Source organism: Desulfonatronovibrio hydrogenovorans DSM 9292 (assembly GCF_000686525.1).
GTDB lineage: Bacteria > Desulfobacterota > Desulfovibrionia > Desulfovibrionales > Desulfonatronovibrionaceae > Desulfonatronovibrio > Desulfonatronovibrio hydrogenovorans.
In genome coordinates this window covers 155,369-174,855 of sequence record NZ_JMKT01000011.1, presented here as the reverse complement: position 1 = coordinate 174,855, position 19,487 = coordinate 155,369, and the positions used below count along the sequence as shown (strand labels likewise).

16 protein-coding genes are annotated in these 19,487 nt (G+C 51.9%); 4 read left to right on the top strand and 12 right to left on the bottom strand.

Going from position 1 to position 19,487, the window contains the following annotated elements; translation table 11 throughout:
* Nucleotides 1–29 precede the first annotated feature (29 nt).
* Nucleotides 30–1,700: a diguanylate cyclase gene (locus P771_RS18350; protein ID WP_084301835.1), complete on the top strand. Its 1,671-nt coding sequence runs from the start codon at nucleotides 30–32 to the stop codon at nucleotides 1,698–1,700.
* Nucleotides 1,700–3,376, top strand: a complete 1,677-nt coding sequence (locus P771_RS0110245) for an aspartate:alanine exchanger family transporter (protein ID WP_028575077.1) — start codon at nucleotides 1,700–1,702, stop codon at nucleotides 3,374–3,376. Before P771_RS18350 ends, P771_RS0110245 begins: the two co-directional genes overlap by 1 nt.
* A gap of 123 nt (nucleotides 3,377–3,499) precedes the next feature.
* Here P771_RS0110245 and P771_RS0110240 read toward each other — a convergent pair whose 3' ends face one another.
* The 5 genes from P771_RS0110240 to yedE form a co-directional block, all read right to left on the bottom strand.
* Nucleotides 3,500–3,961 carry an RT0821/Lpp0805 family surface protein gene (locus tag P771_RS0110240; protein WP_028575076.1) on the bottom strand — a complete coding sequence of 154 codons (462 nt, stop codon included), beginning with the start codon at nucleotides 3,959–3,961 and terminating at the stop codon, nucleotides 3,500–3,502.
* Nucleotides 3,962–4,152: 191 nt separating this feature from the next.
* On the bottom strand, nucleotides 4,153–5,013 hold the full coding sequence (locus tag P771_RS0110235) for an NAD(P)H-hydrate dehydratase (protein ID WP_028575075.1): 861 nt from the start codon (nucleotides 5,011–5,013) through the stop codon (nucleotides 4,153–4,155).
* Entirely contained in the window at nucleotides 5,001–5,549 is a 549-nt protein-coding gene (locus tag P771_RS0110230; protein WP_035244288.1) for a putative Se/S carrier protein, read from the bottom strand. The genes P771_RS0110235 and P771_RS0110230 overlap by 13 nt, the downstream gene beginning before the upstream one ends.
* Nucleotides 5,549–5,764 carry a sulfurtransferase TusA family protein gene (locus tag P771_RS0110225; RefSeq protein WP_028575073.1) on the bottom strand — a complete coding sequence of 72 codons (216 nt, stop codon included), beginning with the start codon at nucleotides 5,762–5,764 and terminating at the stop codon, nucleotides 5,549–5,551. The genes P771_RS0110230 and P771_RS0110225 overlap by 1 nt, the downstream gene beginning before the upstream one ends.
* A gap of 289 nt (nucleotides 5,765–6,053) precedes the next feature.
* A complete protein-coding gene (yedE, locus tag P771_RS0110215; protein WP_028575072.1) occupies nucleotides 6,054–7,142 on the bottom strand; it encodes a YedE family putative selenium transporter in 1,089 nt (362 codons plus the stop codon).
* Between the two features lie 504 nt (nucleotides 7,143–7,646).
* Here yedE and P771_RS0110205 point away from each other — a divergent pair.
* Nucleotides 7,647–8,993, top strand: a complete 1,347-nt coding sequence (locus tag P771_RS0110205; protein WP_028575071.1) for a dihydrolipoyl dehydrogenase family protein — start codon at nucleotides 7,647–7,649, stop codon at nucleotides 8,991–8,993.
* Nucleotides 8,994–8,995: 2 nt separating this feature from the next.
* On the opposite strand, the gene P771_RS0110200 is transcribed toward P771_RS0110205, so the two are convergent.
* The 7 genes from P771_RS0110200 to hisS form a co-directional block, all read right to left on the bottom strand.
* Nucleotides 8,996–11,521 (bottom strand): TIGR03960 family B12-binding radical SAM protein, encoded by a 2,526-nt coding sequence (locus tag P771_RS0110200; protein WP_028575070.1) that lies wholly within the window; start codon nucleotides 11,519–11,521, stop codon nucleotides 8,996–8,998.
* Between the two features lie 69 nt (nucleotides 11,522–11,590).
* Complete coding sequence (locus tag P771_RS0110195; RefSeq protein WP_028575069.1) at nucleotides 11,591–12,847, bottom strand: transcription antitermination factor NusB; 1,257 nt, start codon at nucleotides 12,845–12,847, stop codon at nucleotides 11,591–11,593.
* A gap of 116 nt (nucleotides 12,848–12,963) precedes the next feature.
* Nucleotides 12,964–13,791, bottom strand: coding sequence for a DUF116 domain-containing protein (locus tag P771_RS17215; protein ID WP_051617255.1), 828 nt, complete (start codon nucleotides 13,789–13,791; stop codon nucleotides 12,964–12,966).
* Between the two features lie 26 nt (nucleotides 13,792–13,817).
* Nucleotides 13,818–14,774: a methionyl-tRNA formyltransferase gene (fmt, locus tag P771_RS0110180; protein ID WP_028575068.1), complete on the bottom strand. Its 957-nt coding sequence runs from the start codon at nucleotides 14,772–14,774 to the stop codon at nucleotides 13,818–13,820.
* On the bottom strand, nucleotides 14,750–15,259 hold the full coding sequence (gene def / locus P771_RS0110175) for a peptide deformylase (protein ID WP_028575067.1): 510 nt from the start codon (nucleotides 15,257–15,259) through the stop codon (nucleotides 14,750–14,752). Before def ends, fmt begins: the two co-directional genes overlap by 25 nt.
* Nucleotides 15,260–15,261: 2 nt before the next feature.
* The gene (gene aspS, locus P771_RS0110170; RefSeq protein WP_028575066.1) at nucleotides 15,262–17,067 is read right to left on the bottom strand and encodes an aspartate--tRNA ligase; all 1,806 of its coding nucleotides are present in this window, start codon (nucleotides 17,065–17,067) and stop codon (nucleotides 15,262–15,264) included.
* Nucleotides 17,068–18,351, bottom strand: a complete 1,284-nt coding sequence (gene hisS / locus P771_RS17210; RefSeq protein ID WP_035244286.1) for a histidine--tRNA ligase — start codon at nucleotides 18,349–18,351, stop codon at nucleotides 17,068–17,070.
* A gap of 341 nt (nucleotides 18,352–18,692) precedes the next feature.
* Between hisS and P771_RS0110155 the strand changes: the two genes are divergently transcribed.
* Nucleotides 18,693–19,397 (top strand): molybdopterin-guanine dinucleotide biosynthesis protein MobB, encoded by a 705-nt coding sequence (locus P771_RS0110155; protein WP_028575064.1) that lies wholly within the window; start codon nucleotides 18,693–18,695, stop codon nucleotides 19,395–19,397.
* Nucleotides 19,398–19,487: the final 90 nt, after the last annotated feature.

Genomic DNA, 19,487 nt, shown 5'->3' with positions numbered 1-19,487 from the left:
AACTTACTGACCCGCATTCCTTGCCATCCATGTCAAATCAAGAAAGCGTTCTCATAGTAGACGACGACCCAGCAGGCCTTTTGTTTGCTTCCAAAATCATTGGTGATGCAGGCTACAGGGTCATGGAAGCATCCACCGGCTACGAGGGAATCAGCAGAGCCCGCCAATACATGCCGGATCTGGTTCTGCTTGATGTTAAACTTCCAGACCTTAACGGACTTGATGTCTGCCGGGCCATGAAATCGGACCCAACCCTTCAGGGAATCCTTGTCCTTTTGTTTTCCGCAGTCCGGACTGACCCCCTGGACAAAGCCCTGGGTCTTGAAACTGGAGCTGACGGCTACCTGGTCAAACCTGTGGAAAAAAGAGAGCTTCTTGCCCAGGTCAAGGCCATGCTTAGGCTCAAAAAGGCCGAGGAAAAAGTTGCCAGCCAGAAGCATTGGTACCAGACCATTCTGAACAGCCTTAGTGAGCTTGTCATCTGTCTGGATCTGGAGATGAAGGTCATCTGGGCCAACAGATCCGCCCTGGAAAGCATAGACTCCTCTCTGGAAGATGTATCGGGTCAAAAATGCAATTCTTTATGGGCGTGCACAGAAACAGGCCGGTCCGACTGCCCGGTTTCCAGGGCCCTTGTATCCGGAAAAATGGAAAAGTCCCAGCAGAAAACCGGGGATGGCAGGGTCTGGGATGTCAGGGCCTATCCGGTCAGGGATGATAAAGACCAGGTTGTAAGCATGGTTGAAGTGGCCATGGATGTTACCCGCAACATCAACACCCGCAAGGCTCTGGAGAGAAGTGAAAAACTGCTCAAGGAAGTCACCTCCCGTATGCCTGGAGCAGTTATCCAGTACAGGGTTCTGCCCCGCCAGAAACCGGAGCTGATGTATGTCAGCCCAGGGATCTTCAATCTTTTGGCCTTGAACTCTGAGAGCATCATGATTAAGCCTGATCTCATCTGGGAAAGGGTTCATCCCGATGATCTGAACCGGATTTACAGACAGTTCAAACAGAGCATGTCCGACAACCTGGCCTTTGGCTCGGATTTCAGGGTCTATGGTCCGGGAGAGAATATCAAATGGCTGAGAATAAGTACTGTTCCCCATGAATTCGAGAATGCCACGGCCTGGTATGCCATGCTCACTGACATTACTCCCCTTAAGATCGTGGAGCAGGAACTGACCCGCAAGGCTCTGCATGATCCCCTGACCGGTCTGCCCAACCGTCAGCTTTTCAACGACCGTTTGGATCAGGCCATCTCTTATGCCCAGAGGTACGACCAGAAAGTCGGGCTGATCTTCATTGACCTGGATGATTTCAAGCCCATAAATGACAGATACGGACACATGTTCGGGGATGCCGTGCTCCAGACTGTGGCCAACAGGCTGGCCCAGTGCGCCCGAAAAACAGATACTGTGGCCAGGTTCGGAGGAGATGAATTTGTTTTTGTGATTTCCAGCCTGACTCAAAAAAAAGACATTGAACGGACTCTCAGTAAGATCCTGGGGATTATGAAAATGGAATTCGAGGTGGACGGTCAGGACTGCTTTATCAATGCCAGTCTGGGCATAAGCATCTATCCGGACGACGCCCAGAACATCGAGGATCTCATCCACGCTGCAGATCTGGCCATGTACAGAGCCAAGCAGCAGCCAGGTCTTAATTTTCTGTTTTATGGTGATCTCCCCAAAGGCGAATAATGGAAATTGACCTCATCGGAATTATCAGGGACATGCCTGAACTCCTGTTTTTCCTGATCCTGGGCCTGGGCTACCTGGTGGGGAACATAAAGGTCAGGGGTTTTGAACTCGGATCCACCACCGGAGTCCTGCTAACTGGTCTTTTCTTCGGACACTTTGGCTTTGAGCTTCCGGCCAACACCCTGGAAATAGGGTTCATTCTTTTTATCTATTCAGTAGGCCTTCAGGCCGGCCCGAGATTTTTCAGCGTCTTTCTGGAGGACGGCCTTAAATACGTCACCCTGGCATTGGTGGTCAGCATCAGTGCAGTGGCTCTGGCCTTTGGCATCTCTTCCTATCTCGGATTTTCCAGGGGAATCAGCGCAGGCCTTCTTTCCGGTGCCTTGACCAGCACCCCGACCCTGGCCGCTGCCCAGGATGCGGTTCACAGCGGCCTGGCCAGGCTGCCTGAATCCAGATCAGCAGACCTGGTCATTCAGGACATAGGTTCAGCCTATGCCATAACCTATCTGTTCGGCCTGATTGGGCTTCTGGCCTTCATCAGACTCATCCCCTACCTGTTAAAGTTCAACCTGGCCCAGGAAGCGGTCAAACTGGCCAGACAGAAACGCTTCACCCCTGAAGATGACGACAGTGCCGAATCATCCCAGAGTCAGATGCTCCGGGCCTACCGTGTTCAGTCAGACCAGGTGGTGGGGCGTCCCTTAAAAGACTTAAGCTTTACCACCAGAACAGGATGTGTGATCCAGAGCGTTATCCGGGGAAAGGAAAAATTCGCCCCAGGAGCAGACACGGTCCTGGAGCAAAATGACCGGGTTTCAGTGGTCGGGCCTCTGGAAGGCCATGAGCGCATGGAAAAAATGCTTGGCCCTGAGGTACTGGACAAAGAACTGCTCACCACACCGGTCAAAACCCATGACGTGGTGGTCACCCACCCTGATGCTGTGGGCAGGTCCCTGGGTGACCTGCACTATCCAGCCAGATATGGCTGTTTTGTAACCAGGGTCAGCCGTTCTCACGTGAACCTCCCCATTGACGAGTCCACTGTTCTGGAAAAAGGCGACGTGGTCAGGGTTACCGGAGCCAGAGACAGGCTTGAAGAACTCATCCGGCGCCTGGGTCATGTGGAGAGAAACATTATCCAGACAGACCTGCTGACCTTTGCTTTGGGTATTGCAGCCGGGCTCTTTGTCGGCAAGATCACCTTCAAGGTTGGTGCCCTTTCCCTGGGCCTGGGAACAGCCGGAGGTCTTTTGCTGACCGGTATACTCATTGGATTCCTGCGGTCAATCCATCCTACCTTTGGCAGGGTTCCGCCAGCTGCCAGATGGCTTTTCATGGAACTCGGGCTCTTATTTTTCATGGCCGGAATAGGTCTTAAGGCCGGCCCGGGCATAGTTGATGCTGTCCTTACCCTGGGGCCTGTCCTTTTTGTGAGCGGGATTGTGATCACTACGGTTCCGGTCATTGTCGGCTTTGTTTTCGGGAAATACGTATTGAAATTCAATCCCGTAATCCTCCTGGGAGCCATAACCGGAGCCATGACCAGCACACCTGCCCTCAACGCTGTGATCAAGGCCGCAGGAAGCCCGGTACCAGCCCTGGGTTATGCAGGGACATACGCTTTTGCCAATGTATTTCTGGCCCTGGCAGGGACCCTGATCATGATGCTTTGATTCACAAAGCACAAAGGCCGGTAAAACCGGCCTTTGTTTCCATTAATCACACCTTGATGAAAAATGTATTGTCTATACCGATCCTGCCACAACAGTCAGGACCATGGATAATCTCCTTTCAGTTCACTTGATGATTTCCCAGACTCCGTCATCTCTGCGGCAGGCGGTTCCATAAGCCTTTTCAGTTTCACCGCCGATCTGGACTTCAGTGGTATACTCCCGGCAATACCTGCCAGTATCCGGCTGCTGGTAAGTGCTGGTGGGTGTGACTGCATAAGCTGTATTGGTGTCTGGATTTTGCCACTGACTGGTGCTTCCTGTGGGCTTGGTCTCCAGGGTCGAATTCATCTGACGCCGGTCCATCTCATCCATCCTGTCCAGATAACTGCCCACATATCCTCCCAGAGCTGCTCCGGCAAGGGTGCCTGCAATTATGGCTGCGGTTCTGCCATGACCTTTTCCTATCTGAGCTCCGATTATACCGCCGCCTACCCCTCCCAGGGCTGCTCCACCGGCAGTATGTTTCTGACCTGCGCAACTCAAAAGAAACATGGACAAGATCATCAGTACAATTATTTTTTTCATAGACTTACCTCCTGGTCATTTTTTATCTTCAAGCCATTACTGCTAACCATAACACCGTTGGCAGCGATAGACAAGATATTAGTTGGAACCCATTGGTTAGATCCATGGACAAATGAAGGGAAGTGGCAAGTCTTGGCCGTAAACTTTTGATGCTGAAACGCAATAAAGGTTCCGACCCTGAACCAGGCCGGTTATCTGGGGTTGCCCAGCTTAATGGACTGTTCAAGAAAAGGCAGGAGGTCGGCCACGCTGAAAGCCGGAGAAGGCCGGGCCAGAAGACCTAAATAACGATTGCTCAAGGCAGCCTTGTGACAGGCAGCAGGGATCTCATAACCGGCCATAAGATTAGCAGTGATGATGCCGGTGAGGCTGTCCCCGGTTCCGCCTATGGCTTCCATGGCCTCAATGCTTGGTTCTGAAACTGTGGACAGAATCACCTGATCTTGGACAATATAATCTTTGGCTCCCTTGACCATGAGATGCCTGGCAGCATTTTTTTCAGAATACGCTCTGGATATATACTCCTCAACCCTGGATTCATCTTCAAGCAAAAATCCCCTAGTATAGAAAGGATGGGGAGCTGTTTCATCAGCCAGAAAACACATCTCACCGATGTCCGGAGTAAAAAGGTCGTAGTCAGCGGCAAAACCACTCATCTTGGCCACATACATAAAGCCTGCATCAGCCACCAGCAAGGGCTGCCTGCTTTTTTTCTGGGCAGCCCACAGGACCTGGTTATGCCAATAAACATCAGGCAGAAGATAGTGAAAGGTGATTCCGGCCAGCTCCAGGTCCGGCATAGCTTCCACCAGATGAGCATAAAGCTTTCTGCTCCCGGACCCTTTTCCAGTATCTCCAACCAGCAGGGCCTCTGGAGGCTCTATCCCCAGTACTGATGCCGCCATGCAGGCGGTGGCGGCCAATGCCGGGGTCCCTCTGGCAATCTTGATCTGGTGCTGTCCGATTTCCAAAAAATCCCGGTCTATCCTGATCCTGCCCCGCACCAGGGGAAAATCTTCATCTGGAACAGTCCCGACAATCAGCCACGACATCTTCGTTTCATCTCCTCGTAGGCCAGTTGAAGGGAGTATCCACAAAGGGTCTGTCCCAGACTCCTGGGCTCTGGAGCCTGCAAGAGATTTCTGCCAACCATCTGTTCCGCCAGAAAAGGTACATCAGGGCATCCCCCGCCAGACACATTGACTATTTCCAGAGTGTCTTTATTCACGGTGATTTTCATATTGGCAGCCCTGACCATCAGATATTCCCCGAAATCCTTGACATTATAAAGTGAAACCGGCTCCAGGAGATGGTCCTGGACTGTGATCACCTGGATGGGTTCCACCCTGCCCTTCTCAAGAATATCAAGGACCTGAAGCTGGATTATCAGCGGAAATTCAATAACCATGTCACAACCGGTCTGAATCTCCGGAGGCGGCCCCTTGACCAGGACATCGAGTCCCTGTTCTTTGAGCAGAGACTCGGCCCTGATCACTTCGCTGGTATGTCGAAAAACCAGGATTCCTTTTTCAGACAGCCCTTTGGTCTTGTCTGAGAATCCGGCAAAGATGCTTTTAAGAAATCTCATTATTTTTTGATCAGCAGCCTGAAATCCTCTCCGGACTGGTCGGATTCAGTCACGGTCCAGCCTTGGGATGCGGCAGCCCGGCTGACATTTTCCCGGCTTGCCTGGTTATCCACCAGAATCTCAATTTCAGGCTCACCTGTAGTTTTAATTGCTTCCATTGTCAAAAGCACTGGCTGGGGACAGGCCAGGCCGCGGGCGTCGACTTTATATGCCATGATTATTCTCCATTTTAAGGATTAAGGATCAATAAGGAAGTATCTCTGTTCACTTGTCTTTTGAATATTTCACTTTCTAACCAAATTGAACAAAAGCCAGCACTGGCCTGAGGCAACCAACCATGGATGCATCTGGCCGGCTGGGCTGGGCATCTGACTGGACCTGGTCGGCTCAGCAGGATCAGGAACACCGTCCATCAAAGCTCTCTAGCCGGTGTTCCTGATTAATACTCCTACTGGATCAAGGATTGTTCCCAACTGAATCCATGTCACCAGCTTTCATGGTTCTTCAGGCCTTTTTCAGATTGGCAAAGCCAATCCACAAACAAACAGCCAGCCCAATGATCGTGGCAACAGCACCGTGCGGCCCCAGACCTGCAGGTGAGCTGGCCAGGCCCCAATTGTGGGCCAGGGCCGCACCAACAATCATCCCCATGACAAATACCCCGGCATCGCTGTTTCCTTCGCCGGACATGAACAATTGTCTTCCAGGACAACCTCCGGCAAGGGCAAAGGCCAAGCCAGCCACCAGCATCCCGGCAAAATTCCAGAAATGAAGAGTGTGGGCCACGGGCTGATTCTCAAAACCGGCATTAAATTGCCCCAGAACCAGATTGACAGCAAAGGCCATCACCAGAAGGGCCAAAAATCCTGCCATGAGATGGACCTGCCTGAAAAGAATCAGATCCCTGATGGCTCCCATGGTGCAGAACCGACTGCGCTGAGCCAGAAATCCGATACCCAGTCCAGCAGCAAGGGATACGGCCAGGGGTGCATAGGCAGCTCCTGGTCCCTGCAGGGAATAAAACAGAATCCCGCTCTTGTCCGCGCCTTCAGCAGGCGGAAAGATAAGCCTTAAAGCCAGAAGACCCAGCATGATCAGGGGCAGCATCAGGCCGGTGGCAGTTGACTGCTTATAGCTGCGACCAAGATTGTACCCTTTTTTAAAAAACAGAGTCCCAATCCAGACACCAGCTGCCAGACCAGCCAGACCCAGGATGGCGTTTCCATCCCCACCAGCCAGACGAAGGATGGCCCGCCACGGACATCCCAGAAAGACCAGGGCGGTGATCATGGCAATTATGCCCAGAACAAATCTGGTCATGGGTGCTGATCCCCCGGATGGTTTGAACTCCTTGAACATGAGAGCGGCAACAAGGGCCCCAAGGACAAAGCCCAGTATCTCCGGACGGAGATACTGGACAACAGCAGCCCGGTGCAGTCCAATGGCTCCGGCAATGTCTCGTTCCATACAGGCAACACAGATGCCCATATTGGCCGGATTGCCGAGTTTCTGCAGAATGGGTGCCAGCACTCCGATGATGGCCCCCACTGCAATTATTCCCCCCAGCGTGGCAAAAACATTTTTCCTGGTCATTCATTCCTCCCATTATTTACAGTGTTCTGGACCTGCAGTATCCTGATAGATTAATCAGATTTCCTGCCCGGCTTTTTCCCTGACAAAGGACAGGGAATCTCTTCTGGTGTATAATGATGATCAATCCTGCAAAATGGGCAATAGGCCTCCACAGTTCCTTCAAGCCTCTTATTGCCCTGCTCATCCCAAAAAAAATCGAGGGGTCCGGGTATGGACCACACGGTTGTGGCAAACTCCATCTTCCGGATTGGGCAGATGAACAGCAACTCCACGCTCAGCCTGCTTTGTTTGAATATTTAGGATGTTAACCCAGGACTACCTGGAGATCGCGGCAATCAGTATTGCACCTATAGCTACTTAAAACTGTCAGTGATTGTCTAATATATTTATTAAATACATTCAGGTCATTTTGATTGAAATTTATAATATAACATGAAAATCTCAGGTTGGAATTTTTCAGCAGTGGTGTATAGCTGTACCCTGACCCCCTATTAGGAGACAAAAATGAACAATTATGATGTGATCGTCATTGGAGCAGGCCCGGCTGGCGGAGCCTGTGCTGCAGAATGTGCCAGATCCGGGCTCCAGGTGGCCATGGTTGAAGACTACGGTTTTGGCGGGACCTGCCCCTTGCGGGGCTGCAATCCCAAAAAAGTCCTGACCGGGGCTGCAGAAATCGTGGCTCTGGCCCAGGGCCTGACAGGCAAGGGCCTGGACCGGGCATCAACCATCATCTGGGAAGATCTGGCCAAATTCAGAGACGAGTTCGTCAAGGGGAAAAAAGACAAAATTGAAAGGGCCTACCAGGACCTTGGAATTGATACTTATAGCGGCAGGGCCAGATTTGTGGACAATTACCGGATCAGGGTGTCGTCTGAAATACTGCAGGGGTCATACTTTGTCCTGGCAACAGGCATCAAGCCGGCCCTGTTGAGTTTCCCAGGGCATGAGCTTTTATCCACCAGTGACGACTTTCTGATCATGAACACCCTTCCCGGACAGATATGTTTCATCGGCGGTGGCTTTATTTCCTTTGAACTGGCTTCTGTGGCAGCCCTGGCCGGAGCCCGGGTCAGCATTGTGCACCGGGGACCAAGGGTGCTCAAGCAGTTTGATTTTGACCTGACCTCCGGGCTGGTCAAGGCCATGGAAGATGCCGGCGTAAAAATCCATCTCAATGCAGACCTGGAGTCCGTGCACAGAAAAGACGGCCAGTATGCTGTAAATTTCCGGAAAAATGGCCAGCAATCATCCATCAAAGCAGACATGGTGGTTCACGGAGCAGGACGGACCCCTGATGTTGAAGGGCTGAACCTGGAGCTGACCGGGGTTGAACTCTCCAGCAGGGGAATTACAGTGGACAGACACATGCAGAGCACAAGCAACAAGAGGTTTTTCGCTGTGGGAGACGTGGCTGACACCCCCTATGCCCTGACTCCCACAGGAGACCTGGAGGGAAAAGTTGCTGCTGCCAATATCCTTAAATCAGGCAGCACTGCCTGCGACTACCTGGGAGTACCCAGAGTGGTGTTCACTTCTCCCCCTCTCTGCGCTGTCGGTCTTTTGGAAGAGCAGGCTTTGGAGAAAAAAATCACCCTGGAAAAAGTACACCTGGACATGTCGGACTGGTTTTCCTGGACCCATCTGGGTCAAAGGCACGGGGCATGCAAGATCCTTCTGGACAAGGACAGAAAGGTGATTGTTGGCGCCCATGTCCTGGGCATGGGTGCTGAAGAACTGGCCAATATGTTCGCTTTGGCCATACGCCTTGAACTGCCGGTGGAAAAAATAAAACAGGTCCTTCTGGCCTATCCCACCAAAGGCTACTACTTCAAAAAGATGCTGGGCTGATGTCAGATGATCTGCCTGGTCTTGGTCATGGTAAATCCATCAGGGCCAAGATCCTGAAAAACCCTCTGGATCACAAATAAAGGGCTTAAATACTCTTTTTCCCAGGAAAAAGTCAGCTCAAGGACATGACCCTGCCACTGGGAGCTTTTGACCAGCCCTCGGATATCTCTATTGGTCACTTTTTTCTTGCCCTGTTTTTCCACCATGAACAGATCACTCTTGACAAAGTCCGACCAGATTTTCTGCAGCTCTGAAACATCCTGCCTGTCTGGACGAAATTCTACTCTGAACTCTTCCAGCCTGGCTTGGGCCTGTTTGCGGCCAAGGCTCAATTCCTCCACCCTCAAGACTTTCAACCCGTTGGGAAGATTCATATTCAAACCGTCTATTATCTTTTTTTCCGGTTCAGCCTGGCGCAGGAACACATTAAACCACTCGGCCAGGCTGGCAATACCTACGGAAAGGGCCTGACCAAAAGATATCAAGGGCATGGGCCTGAATCCCCTGGAAAAAGACAGGGGGAGGTCGCACCTGCGCATTGCCCTTTCCAGCAGGGATTGCAGCTCCAGCTGGCTCAAATATACCGACAGCCCGGTTTTTTCATACCAGATCCGGTAATGAAAATTCTTGGCAAAGAGCTCTTGTTGCTCAAAATCAACCGCCTTGTTCTGTCCCTCCTGGTCTCTGTGCTCAAGGTTCAGGATGTTGTCTACCCGGGTCCTGCCCGGTCCCTGCAGTCTTGAAGGGTTGTTTTTCCTATCGCACACCCCGCAGCTGCGGCAGGTGTGGTAACGGCAGTCCCTGGTAATTTTAGTCTCAAGGGCCCTGCTTCTTTCAGAGGCAAGGTATTTCCTGCTCACTCCGGAATCAAGGTGATCCCAGGGCAAAGCCTGGTCCTGTGTCCTGGACCGCAGATAAATTTCTGGGTCAAGTTCTTCCTGTTTCAGGATCTCCAGCCATGGCTCAAGGCTGAAATGATCCGACCAGCTTGTAAAAACCTGTCCCTTTCTCCAGGCTGATTCAACTACCCGGGAAAGTTCCCGCCCACCCCTGGAAAATACCCCTTCCAACAGACTCATTTCTGGATCGTGCCACTTCAGGCTCAGTTTTTTGTGAGGCCGGAAAAGCTCTCTTAAATAGCTGATTTTTTCCCTGGCCTCTTCCAGGCCCATCTGGCTTTCCCATTGAAACGGGGTCTGGGGTTTAGGCACAAACAGGGAAATTGAGGCAGTAACCTGAATCCTCCTGGGACCATGCTTTCCGGTTTCCAGAACCTTGAGGCACAGGTCCCTGATCCCCTTTATGTCCTCCAGGGTTTCTGTAGGCAAACCGAGCATGAAATACAGTTTAGCCCCGTTCCAGCCCAGCCTGAAAAGGGCCTGGGTATGGCTTAAAAGCTCATCCTCATGGATTCCCTTGTTGATGACATCCCGCAGACGCTGGGTTCCGGCTTCCGGGGCCAGGGTAACATGGGTCCGTCTGATGCGGGCCATAAGCTGCATAAGTCTTTCACTAACCGATCCCACCCGCAGGGAAGGCAGGGAAATAGACACCTGCCTGCTCTGACATCCGGCAAAGGTTTCCAGAAAAAGTCGTTCCAGAGCAGAAAAGTCACCGGTACTTAAGGAAAGAAAAGACAGCTCCTCCAGTCCGGTACCTTTCAGTCCATTATTAATTATATCTACAAGATCTGGAACTTTTCTTTCTCTTACCGGCCGGTAAATGATCCCTGCCTGGCAGAACCTGCATCCCCGGGTACAGCCCCGGGCTATTTCAACGCTTAACCGGTCATGAACGATCTTGCCAAAGGGAAGTACCTGACTGGTGGGAAAGTCCACCTGATTCAAGTCATTGACTAAGGCCTTAAAAACCCTCTGGTAGTTATTAAATACCGGGATGGGCTTTCCCTGGGGAACAGGCCTGAAAAAAGACGGGATATAAACCCCGGGAAAGTCCTTGAGCCTGGCCAGCAGCTCATTCCTTCCAGATCCCGCCTCCCTGGCCTGCTTCACCGCCTCTGCTATAATGACCAGCAGTTCCTCACCATCACCCAGGACCATGAGATCAAAAAAATCCGCCACTGGTTCGGCATTAAATACAGCCCCTCCACCAGCGATCACCAAGGGGTGCTGATCACTCCTTTCAGCCGACCTTAGAGGAATCCCTGCCAGATCGAGCATGAACAAAATATTGGTGTAGCAGAGTTCATGGGTCAGGCTGAAGGCCAGGATGTCCAGATCCATGAGCGGAGTATCTGATTCCAGGGTACACAGGGGAAGGTTGTGTTCCTTGAGTATCCGGGCCGCATCCATTGACGGGGCAAAAATCCGTTCAGCCCAGAAGTCCGGCTGGTCATTGATCTGTTTGTAAAGTAATTTCTGTCCCAGATAGGACATGCCGACTTCATACCGGTCCGGAAATGCCAGACCAAGATGGACAGCTACATGGGCCTTATCCTTGTGAATGGAGTTTATCTCGTTGCCCAGGTAATGACTGGGTTTTGGTAGAAAAGGAAGCAGTTCTTTCATTTTTCATCCAGCATTTAGATCCTGTCCAGGCTACAGCGCAACCGGATTTAAATCTTCAGCCCTCAAGTCTTAGGATATCCGTTTAAAAACCGCACCAAAAAAGGATTCATTGAGTTCAAGTCCGGTCTCAGTCTCAAAAATTCTTTCCAAAACAAAATCTTTGTGCCTGGCTAAAAAACCATCAACCTGGCCCTGGTTTTCAAGTCTGCTCAGGGTGCAGGTCAGATAAACCACCCGGCCGGGCATCTGTATGCTCCGGGCAGCACTGTCAAGCAGTCCGGTCTGAATCTGGACCAATCGCTTAACATCCCCAGGCCTTCTTTTCCACTTGATATCAGGTCTGCGGCTCAATACTCCCAGCCCAGTGCAGGGGGCATCAACAAGAATGGTTCCTGGCTTATTTTTTAACGGAGGAAATATTCCCGAGGCCCTGAAGACCTTGGCAGATCTGCCATAGGCCGTTCTGAACCGACTGAGGTTTTTCAAACGTTTCAGGCTGACATCGCTTGAATAGACCTCCAAGCCATGGTCCAGCATCAGGAGGGTCTTTCCACCGCTGCCGGCACACATATCCCAGACTGGACCAGTCCAGCTGGTCATTCCCAGTTCATGCAGGGCCTGCTGGCCAGCAAAACTCTGAACCGCTCCTCCCCCTCTGGCCAGGAATTCATTGAGCCCGGGCCACTCCGGGTTGACCAGAATGCTTCTGCCCATCCGAAGCATCACCTGGCTGTCAGGGATGGACACCCCGGCCTCAGGCCGAAGCTCTCTGATTCCCAAGGGAGGCTTTTCCAGACCCTGACGTAAATACTTCAGGCAGAGTTCTCTTCCATAGGTCTTTTTCCACATCCGGACAATCCACAACGGGCAGGAATAAAATCTGGACCATAAAAGCAGCTCATCAGGGTCATCACCTGCAAACTCCTTAATGGAATGCATGTCCAGACCTTTGATCTTGCGCAGAACAGCATTGACCAGACCGGACATCCTGGGTCCAAAGAACTGCTTTGCCAGTTCAACAGCCCTGGAAACGGTTGCGTAATCCGGAACCCTGTCCAGAAAATGAAGTTCGTAAGCAGCCAGCCCCAAAAGAATCCGCAGCTTGAACGGAAGTTTTTCCGGCTTGTCCAGAAAAAGACCCAGCTTGAAATCGATTCGGCCTTTGCAGCGTAAATACCCGTAAGCCATTTCAGTTATCAATCCTCTGTCCCTGGCATCAACAACAGCCTGTAATTCCCGGTCAAGGGCTTCCTGCAGGTCTGCCGGTCCGGCCAGGCAATGCCAGACTGCTCTTAAAACTGACAACCTTGGATCTGGAGAAGGCATATTATTTCTTGCTGGTTATTGTGAAGAGACAGGAAGGTGGATCCGGATTCGCATTTGCTGCCCGGAAGCTGCTCATCCAGACATCCTGGCAGACAGGGGAAGACAAAGCACTGGTTTCAAGGTCCTGGTGAACCAGAAGGCTGTTCATCTCTGCTGACAAAAAGGTCCAGAGCCCTGCGCACATGCTCCAAAGCCACCTGGGTGTCCAGGCAGGGTCCCATGGGCCGGTCATTTAAAACCCCGTAGACCGGAATGGGGTAGGTATCCTGGATTCCACTGGCCAGATCCCGCTCACAGGCCACGGCCAGGATTATCTTTGGCCGAAGATTGACCACGATCCTCCTGGCTATGGTCCCGCCCGTGGCTATGGCCAGATGGACCCCGAACTCCCGGCTCAAATCAAGAAGTCCGGCAATGGCGCACTCACCGCATCTTTTGCAGTTATGCACGTCATAGGTGAGCCTCCTGCTGCAGACGCTTTTCTGCAGACAGTGGGGCATGAGCATCAAAACCCGGTCAGGAGAGTACTTGCGGTTTTCCGAAAGTACCAGTTCGTTATTGACCTTGATAAAGGATGATCTGATTTTCTGCTTGGGTATGCCCAGCATCCGGCCGATGATGGTCATCAGAGGCAGGAATATCCTGATACTCATCCCCCTGATCTTCCCTGAAAAAAGGATTCTGCGCTTAAGCAGGATATTCAGGACCAGGGCCAGGGAGGCCCAGGCAACAAAAGCAATGGCCAGGAAAATGACCCCGCCCAGAACCCAGGGGGCTGCAGGATGGATATTGGCCAGACCCAGAAAAGGGATCAGCCACAACAGGACAAGGATCAGGCAAACCAGGACCGACGTGGTGGTAATAAGACCAATAAAGAGTCTTTTCCTGGCCACAAAAGAAGACTCGATCTCCTTTTCCAGAAATATTTCTTCTTGCTGGGACATTGAAATCCTGATGCAGCTGCAGCCGTTTACCCGTCACACTTGCTCAGAAAACCACATTCAAAGCTTTTGGCATCCATTTCCCGTCCTCCGCCCGGCTTGATCCTGGGCACAAGATAAAATCCGTCCCTGCAGGCAATGGGCAAAAAACCGTCCTTTTCCTTCATAATGGTTCCAGGCAGAACACCTTCAGGTTTTTCCGGCCCGATCTTTCCGGGATATATTTGAAGCCTGATCATTTTTTGCCCGGGACCAGGCCAGTCAAAATAGGAGCCAGGCCACGGAAAAAGGGCCCTTATCCGGTCATGTATCTCTTTGACGGGCTGGTCCCAGTCAATCGAGCCTTCATTCTTGGTCAGCTTGGGAGCGTACGTGGCCATGGGCTCGTTTTGGTCCATGAGGGCCAGATTTCCAGTCTCCAGACCTTCCATGGCTTCAATCAGCATTTGACCACCCATCCGGGCAAGTTCGTCATGAAGGGATCCGGCTGTGTCCGATATCCCGATCCCCATGGCCCGCTGCAGGATAACTGGTCCACTGTCAAGCCCCCGGGTCATGCGCATGATACTTATTCCAGTCACTACTTCCCCGTTCATAATGGCCCTTTGAATAGGAGCAGCACCCCGGTATCTGGGCAAAAGAGAGGCATGAACATTCAAGGGCATCAGTCTGGCAGCATCCAGGACCTGCTGGGGCAGGATAAGTCCATAGGCAGCCACCAGCATATAGTCCGGTTTGAATGATTCAAGGGTGTTAATGTCAGCCGGATCCTTGAAACCGGCTGGCTGAAGGACCTCTATCCCCTTTTCCAGGGCCAGCAGTTTCACTGGAGAGGCCTTGGGCCTCTGGCCCCGGCCACAGGGCCGGTCAGGCTGGGTGTAAACCGCCACGACCCTGCCCCCGGACCAGTTCAGGACATGCTCCAGGATGATCCGGGCAAAATCCGGAGTACCCATGAATACTAGTCTTTTTTGGTTTTTATCCATCTTGAAAGCTTTTTGTCATACATTTTCCGCTTCAACCGGCTGATCCGGTCAATGAAAAGGATCCCGTCCAAATGATCAATTTCATGCTGAAGACAGGTGGCCAGCAGATCGTCGGCATCCAGGATGACCTGGTTGTTCTTCAGATCCAGGGCTCTGACTCTGATCTTTTCAGCCCGGCAGACCGAAGACTTGTAGCCCACAACACTGAGACAGCCCTCCTCACTTTCCGACTCTCCCTGGCTGTCGATTATTTCCGGGTTGACCAGGACCATCAGGTCATCCCTCTTATCTGGTCCGCTGAGATCAACCGTTATCAACCTGAGTCCCTCGCCGACCTGGGGTGCGGCCAAACCAATGCCCCGGTTTTGGTACATGATTTCGGCCATATCTCCAGCCAGATCCCTTATGTAGTCGTTGATTTCTGCCACAGGCTCGGCCTTGCGGCTAAGGATCTCCTCTGGATAGGTGACTAATTTTCTGGACATGTTCATCCCTGTCCGGGTTTTTCCCGGAGCTTCAAGCCCAGTTCCCGAAGCTGGCCAGTGGAAACCTGAGACGGAGCCTCAGTCATTACACAGGCTGCTTTCTGAGTTTTGGGGAAAGCAATCACATCTCTTATGGATGAAGAACTGGTCATAAGCATGATAAGTCTGTCCAGACCAAAGGCAAGACCGCCGTGGGGAGGAGCCCCGTACTCCAGGGCCTGAAGCAGAAACCCGAACTTGCTGCCGGCCTCTTCATGTTCAATGCCCAGGGCGTTGAACATGGCCTGCTGATCCCGGGTATTGTGGATCCTCACTGATCCCCCGCCCACCTCGTGTCCATTCAACACCAAATCATAGGCCCTGGCCAGGGCCTGGCCGGGATCGGTCTTGAGCAGATCAATGTGCCCATCTCTGGGTGCGGTAAAGGGATGGTGTCTGGCCATCCATCTTTTTTCCTCTTCGTCCCATTCAAGCAGGGGGAAATCCGTGACCCACAATGGGGCAAAAACATCCTTAGGAATCATGTCAAAACGTTCACCAAGTTTAACTCTTAAAAAGCCTAGAGCTGTATTGACCATGTCAGGCGCTCCAGCCTGGAAGAATACGATATCTCCAGTCTGCAGCTCCAGTTCGGCGCTCAGGGCTGTGCGCTCCTCAGGGCTTAAAAATTTGGCTATGGGTGACTGCCACTCGTTATCCTTGATCTTAATCCAGGCCAGCCCCTTGGCACCGTAGATTTTGACAAATTCAGTGTAATCATCAATTTCTTTCCTGGACAGAACACTCCCTGCCGGTATGACCAGGGCCTTGACCAGCTGGGCTTCTGCAAACAGCCTGAATTCTGATCCCTTGACAATATGGGTGACATCCCTGAGCTTCAGATCAAACCTGATATCAGGCTTATCAAGACCGTAATCAGCAATGGCCTGGGCATAGCTGATTCTGGTAAACGGGGTCTCCAGGTCAATATCCATGACTTTTTTAAACAGGTCTGAGACTAAGCTTTCGGCCAGAGACATGACCCCTTCCTCGTCAACAAAGGACATCTCCAGATCAATCTGGGTGAATTCGGGCTGTCTGTCAGCCCGGAGATCCTCATCTCTGAAACATCTGACCACTTGATAATAGCGGTCAAGACCTGAACACATTAAAAGCTGCTTGAAAAGCTGGGGCGATTGCGGCAAAGCATAGAACTGTCCCTGGTTGAGTCGACTGGGGACCAGAAAATCCCTGGCTCCTTCTGGAGTGCTTTTGGTCAGCACCGGGGTTTCAACTTCAAGGAACTCGTTTTCATGAAGAAAGCTTCTCACTGTCTGGACCGCCTTGCTCCGAAACTCAAGGTTTCTGGCCATGGAAGGACGTCTCAGATCCAGATAGCGATACTTGAGGCGAAGGCTCTCAGCAACATCCACCCTGTCTTCAATAATAAACGGGGGGGTTTTGGAACGGTTCAGGAGTCTGAATTCGGTTACAGCCACCTCTATCTGACCGGTTTTCAGATTAGGGTTGATCATGTCCTTGGGCCTGGCCCGAACTATTCCCTTGATAGCCATGACATATTCAGAACGCAGCCCATGCGCCTCTTCCAGGGCCTCAGCACTGGAATCCGGGGTGAAGACCACCTGAGTCAAGCCATGTCGATCCCGCAGGTCGATGAAAATAAGCCCGCCATGGTCCCGCCGGTACTGGACCCAGCCCATGAGACAAACCTGCTGCTCATTATTCTCCAGAGTCAGTTCACAGCAGTTATGAGTCCTGACCCACCAGCCCAGAGGCTTAACCTGCAATTCGGTCCTTGATTCTTCCATTTATCCGTTCCTTAGATAGTTGTTATTCTTTGCCTTGATGTTCAATCCCAGGGCCTGCTCAACATCATCCTGGCTGACCCCGCGCTGCACCCCGGTGGCCATATCCTTGACCTGAATCTCTCCCTTGTTCAACTCGTCAATTCCCAGCAGCAGACAGGTCTTAACCCCGAGTTTGTTTGCCTGTCTGAGCTGAGCTTTAACGCTTTTGACCTGAAAGCCCATTTCTCCGGAAAAGCCCTTTTCCCGGAGCCGCTGGGCAAGCAGAAGGGCCTTGTCCATGGCCTGCTCATGCAGCACAGCCAGATAGAAATCCTGAGGCTTCTGGTTGACCTGGCCCAAAAGCATGGCCAGCCTTTCCATGCCGCAGGCAAAGCCGATTCCGGGCACATCAGGCCCTCCCAGGGCCCGGACCAGACCGTCGTACCGTCCGCCTCCAGCCACACTGCTCTGGGCTCCGATATCGTGAGAAACTACTTCAAACGTGGTCCGCTGATAATAGTCAAGGCCCCTGACCAGGTTTGGATTCAGGTGATAATTCAGCCCTGCCTTGTCAAGCATGCTGACCACCCGCTCAAAATGGATTTCACAGTTTTCACACAGATTTTGATTGATCCTGGGAGAATCCATGACCAGATCTCTGCATCCTGGGACCTTGCAGTCCAGAACACGCAGCGGGTTGGTGCTCATCCTGCGCTGACAGTCCGAACAAAGCCCGTCATGATCCACCCCCTGGAGGTATTGTTTCAAAGCCTGATGAAAGGCCGGGCGGCACTGGGAGCACCCCAGGGAGTTGAGTTCAATATCCAGTTTGCTCAGACCCAGAGCCCGGAGGTAAGTCCAGAGCATGATTATCACTTCAGCATCCGACCAGGGGGAGTCTTCACCCAGCACCTCCACGTTGATCTGGTGAAACTGACGGGTCCGGCCCTTTTGCGGACGTTCGTAACGAAACATGGGGCCAAAGGTGAACAGCCGGCTCACATTTCCGGTCCCGGCCAGGGGACTGTCAGTATATGCCCGGACCACTCCGGCGGTGGCTTCAGGCCTTAAGGTGATACTCCTGCCCTTGCGGTCGGGAAAAGTGTACATCTCCTTTTGGACCACATCCGTCTCCTGCCCTATGGAGCGGGCAAAAAGCTCGGTCTGTTCCACAACAGGGATTCGAACTTCCTGGTATCCATACCTGGAGAAAATATCCCTGGCCGTCTCCTCCATAAATACGTAAGCCGTACTTTCAGGAGGAAAAAGGTCAAAAAAGCCTTTTATTCTGCTTATCTTGCTCATCAGTAATAATATTCAGGGTTAAATATGCTGCGGTTCGGGTTCAGCCAGGTCAGGTATAAACCCAGTTTATCAGGGCATACCCGGCTTACTGGACACCGGAAACCAGACATAGTAGGTTTCTTAGCTAGAAAGTCAGCCTGTTCAAGACAACTCCGGCAAACAAAATATGGCTGCCCCTATTTTGCAGAACCGCAGGGCAGAACTCAAATGGGCTGCACAGATGTCCCCTGTCCGGTCTTGTCCAAAAACTTGAGCCTGATCCGGCCCTTAAACCATCAGATGTTATTCAAAGCCGGATGGAATGTCAAAATGTAACTGAACCAGTATAATAAAGGGTGAAAATGAATAAAGGCGTATCCATAGTCGGCTTTAAAAAAAGCGGCAAAACAACCCTCATGCTCGAGCTGGCCAGGGAATTTAAAAAAAGGGGCAGCAAGCTGTCTGCAGCCAAGTTTTCCCATCACGGCTTTGACCGCCAAAACACTGATACAGATCTTCTGGCTGGTCAGGCAGTGGACCTGGCCGGTCTGTCTGAAGAACAGACCATATTTTTCTGGCAGAACAGGAAGTACCTTCCAGATCTGCTTCCACTGATGAAAGGAGACCTGCTCCTGGTGGAGGGAGGAAAAAAACTTGGCTGGCTGCCCAGGATACTGGTCCTCAAACATCCCCGGGAAGCCGAGGAACTGGACTACGGCCTGGCCATGGCCACCTGGGGCGACATTAAAACCGCTTACCTGCCCCACATAAACAGAATTGAGGAACTGGCCGATCTGATCCAGGAAAAAGGCTTTATCCTGCCTGGACTTGATTGCGGGTCATGCGGACATGAAACATGCAGGGATCTTGGGAAAAGAATCCTGGCTGGCCAGGCCGGCCAGGAGGATTGCCTGGCGGTCAACTCCGAATGTGAAATCAGGGTCAACGGCCAGATTGTCGGGATGAACCCCTTTGTGGAAAGGATCTTTAAAAAAACTCTCCAGGCCATGCTGTCCGAACTAAAGGGCTACTCTCCAGGCAGGGTTGAAATAAAAATCAACCTGTAGTATTTTTGATCTGACCGTAACTCCCGACCAGCAGGCGGTATCAGGTCTGCTCTCAAAAAATCTTCCCTGGACAACATCCTTATTGACAAG

What these genes read in the sequence shown, in the direction of transcription:
- hisS (WP_035244286.1), bottom strand. Translation starts at nt 18,351, where the DNA reads ATGAGCAAGATAAGCAGAATAAAAGGCTTTTTTGACCTTTTTCCTCCT.
- P771_RS0110195 (WP_028575069.1), bottom strand. Translation starts at nt 12,847, where the DNA reads ATGCCTTCTCCAGATCCAAGGTTGTCAGTTTTAAGAGCAGTCTGGCAT.
- aspS (WP_028575066.1), bottom strand. Translation starts at nt 17,067, where the DNA reads ATGGAAGAATCAAGGACCGAATTGCAGGTTAAGCCTCTGGGCTGGTGG.
- P771_RS0110155 (WP_028575064.1), top strand. Translation starts at nt 18,693, where the DNA reads ATGAATAAAGGCGTATCCATAGTCGGCTTTAAAAAAAGCGGCAAAACA.
- P771_RS0110230 (WP_035244288.1), bottom strand. Translation starts at nt 5,549, where the DNA reads ATGAGATTTCTTAAAAGCATCTTTGCCGGATTCTCAGACAAGACCAAA.
- P771_RS0110245 (WP_028575077.1), top strand. Translation starts at nt 1,700, where the DNA reads ATGGAAATTGACCTCATCGGAATTATCAGGGACATGCCTGAACTCCTG.
- def (WP_028575067.1), bottom strand. Translation starts at nt 15,259, where the DNA reads ATGTCCAGAAAATTAGTCACCTATCCAGAGGAGATCCTTAGCCGCAAG.
- P771_RS17215 (WP_051617255.1), bottom strand. Translation starts at nt 13,791, where the DNA reads ATGTCCCAGCAAGAAGAAATATTTCTGGAAAAGGAGATCGAGTCTTCT.
- P771_RS0110205 (WP_028575071.1), top strand. Translation starts at nt 7,647, where the DNA reads ATGAACAATTATGATGTGATCGTCATTGGAGCAGGCCCGGCTGGCGGA.
- P771_RS0110240 (WP_028575076.1), bottom strand. Translation starts at nt 3,961, where the DNA reads ATGAAAAAAATAATTGTACTGATGATCTTGTCCATGTTTCTTTTGAGT.
- P771_RS0110235 (WP_028575075.1), bottom strand. Translation starts at nt 5,013, where the DNA reads ATGTCGTGGCTGATTGTCGGGACTGTTCCAGATGAAGATTTTCCCCTG.
- P771_RS18350 (WP_084301835.1), top strand. Translation starts at nt 30, where the DNA reads ATGTCAAATCAAGAAAGCGTTCTCATAGTAGACGACGACCCAGCAGGC.
- fmt (WP_028575068.1), bottom strand. Translation starts at nt 14,774, where the DNA reads ATGGATAAAAACCAAAAAAGACTAGTATTCATGGGTACTCCGGATTTT.
- yedE (WP_028575072.1), bottom strand. Translation starts at nt 7,142, where the DNA reads ATGACCAGGAAAAATGTTTTTGCCACGCTGGGGGGAATAATTGCAGTG.
- P771_RS0110200 (WP_028575070.1), bottom strand. Translation starts at nt 11,521, where the DNA reads ATGAAAGAACTGCTTCCTTTTCTACCAAAACCCAGTCATTACCTGGGC.
- P771_RS0110225 (WP_028575073.1), bottom strand. Translation starts at nt 5,764, where the DNA reads ATGGCATATAAAGTCGACGCCCGCGGCCTGGCCTGTCCCCAGCCAGTG.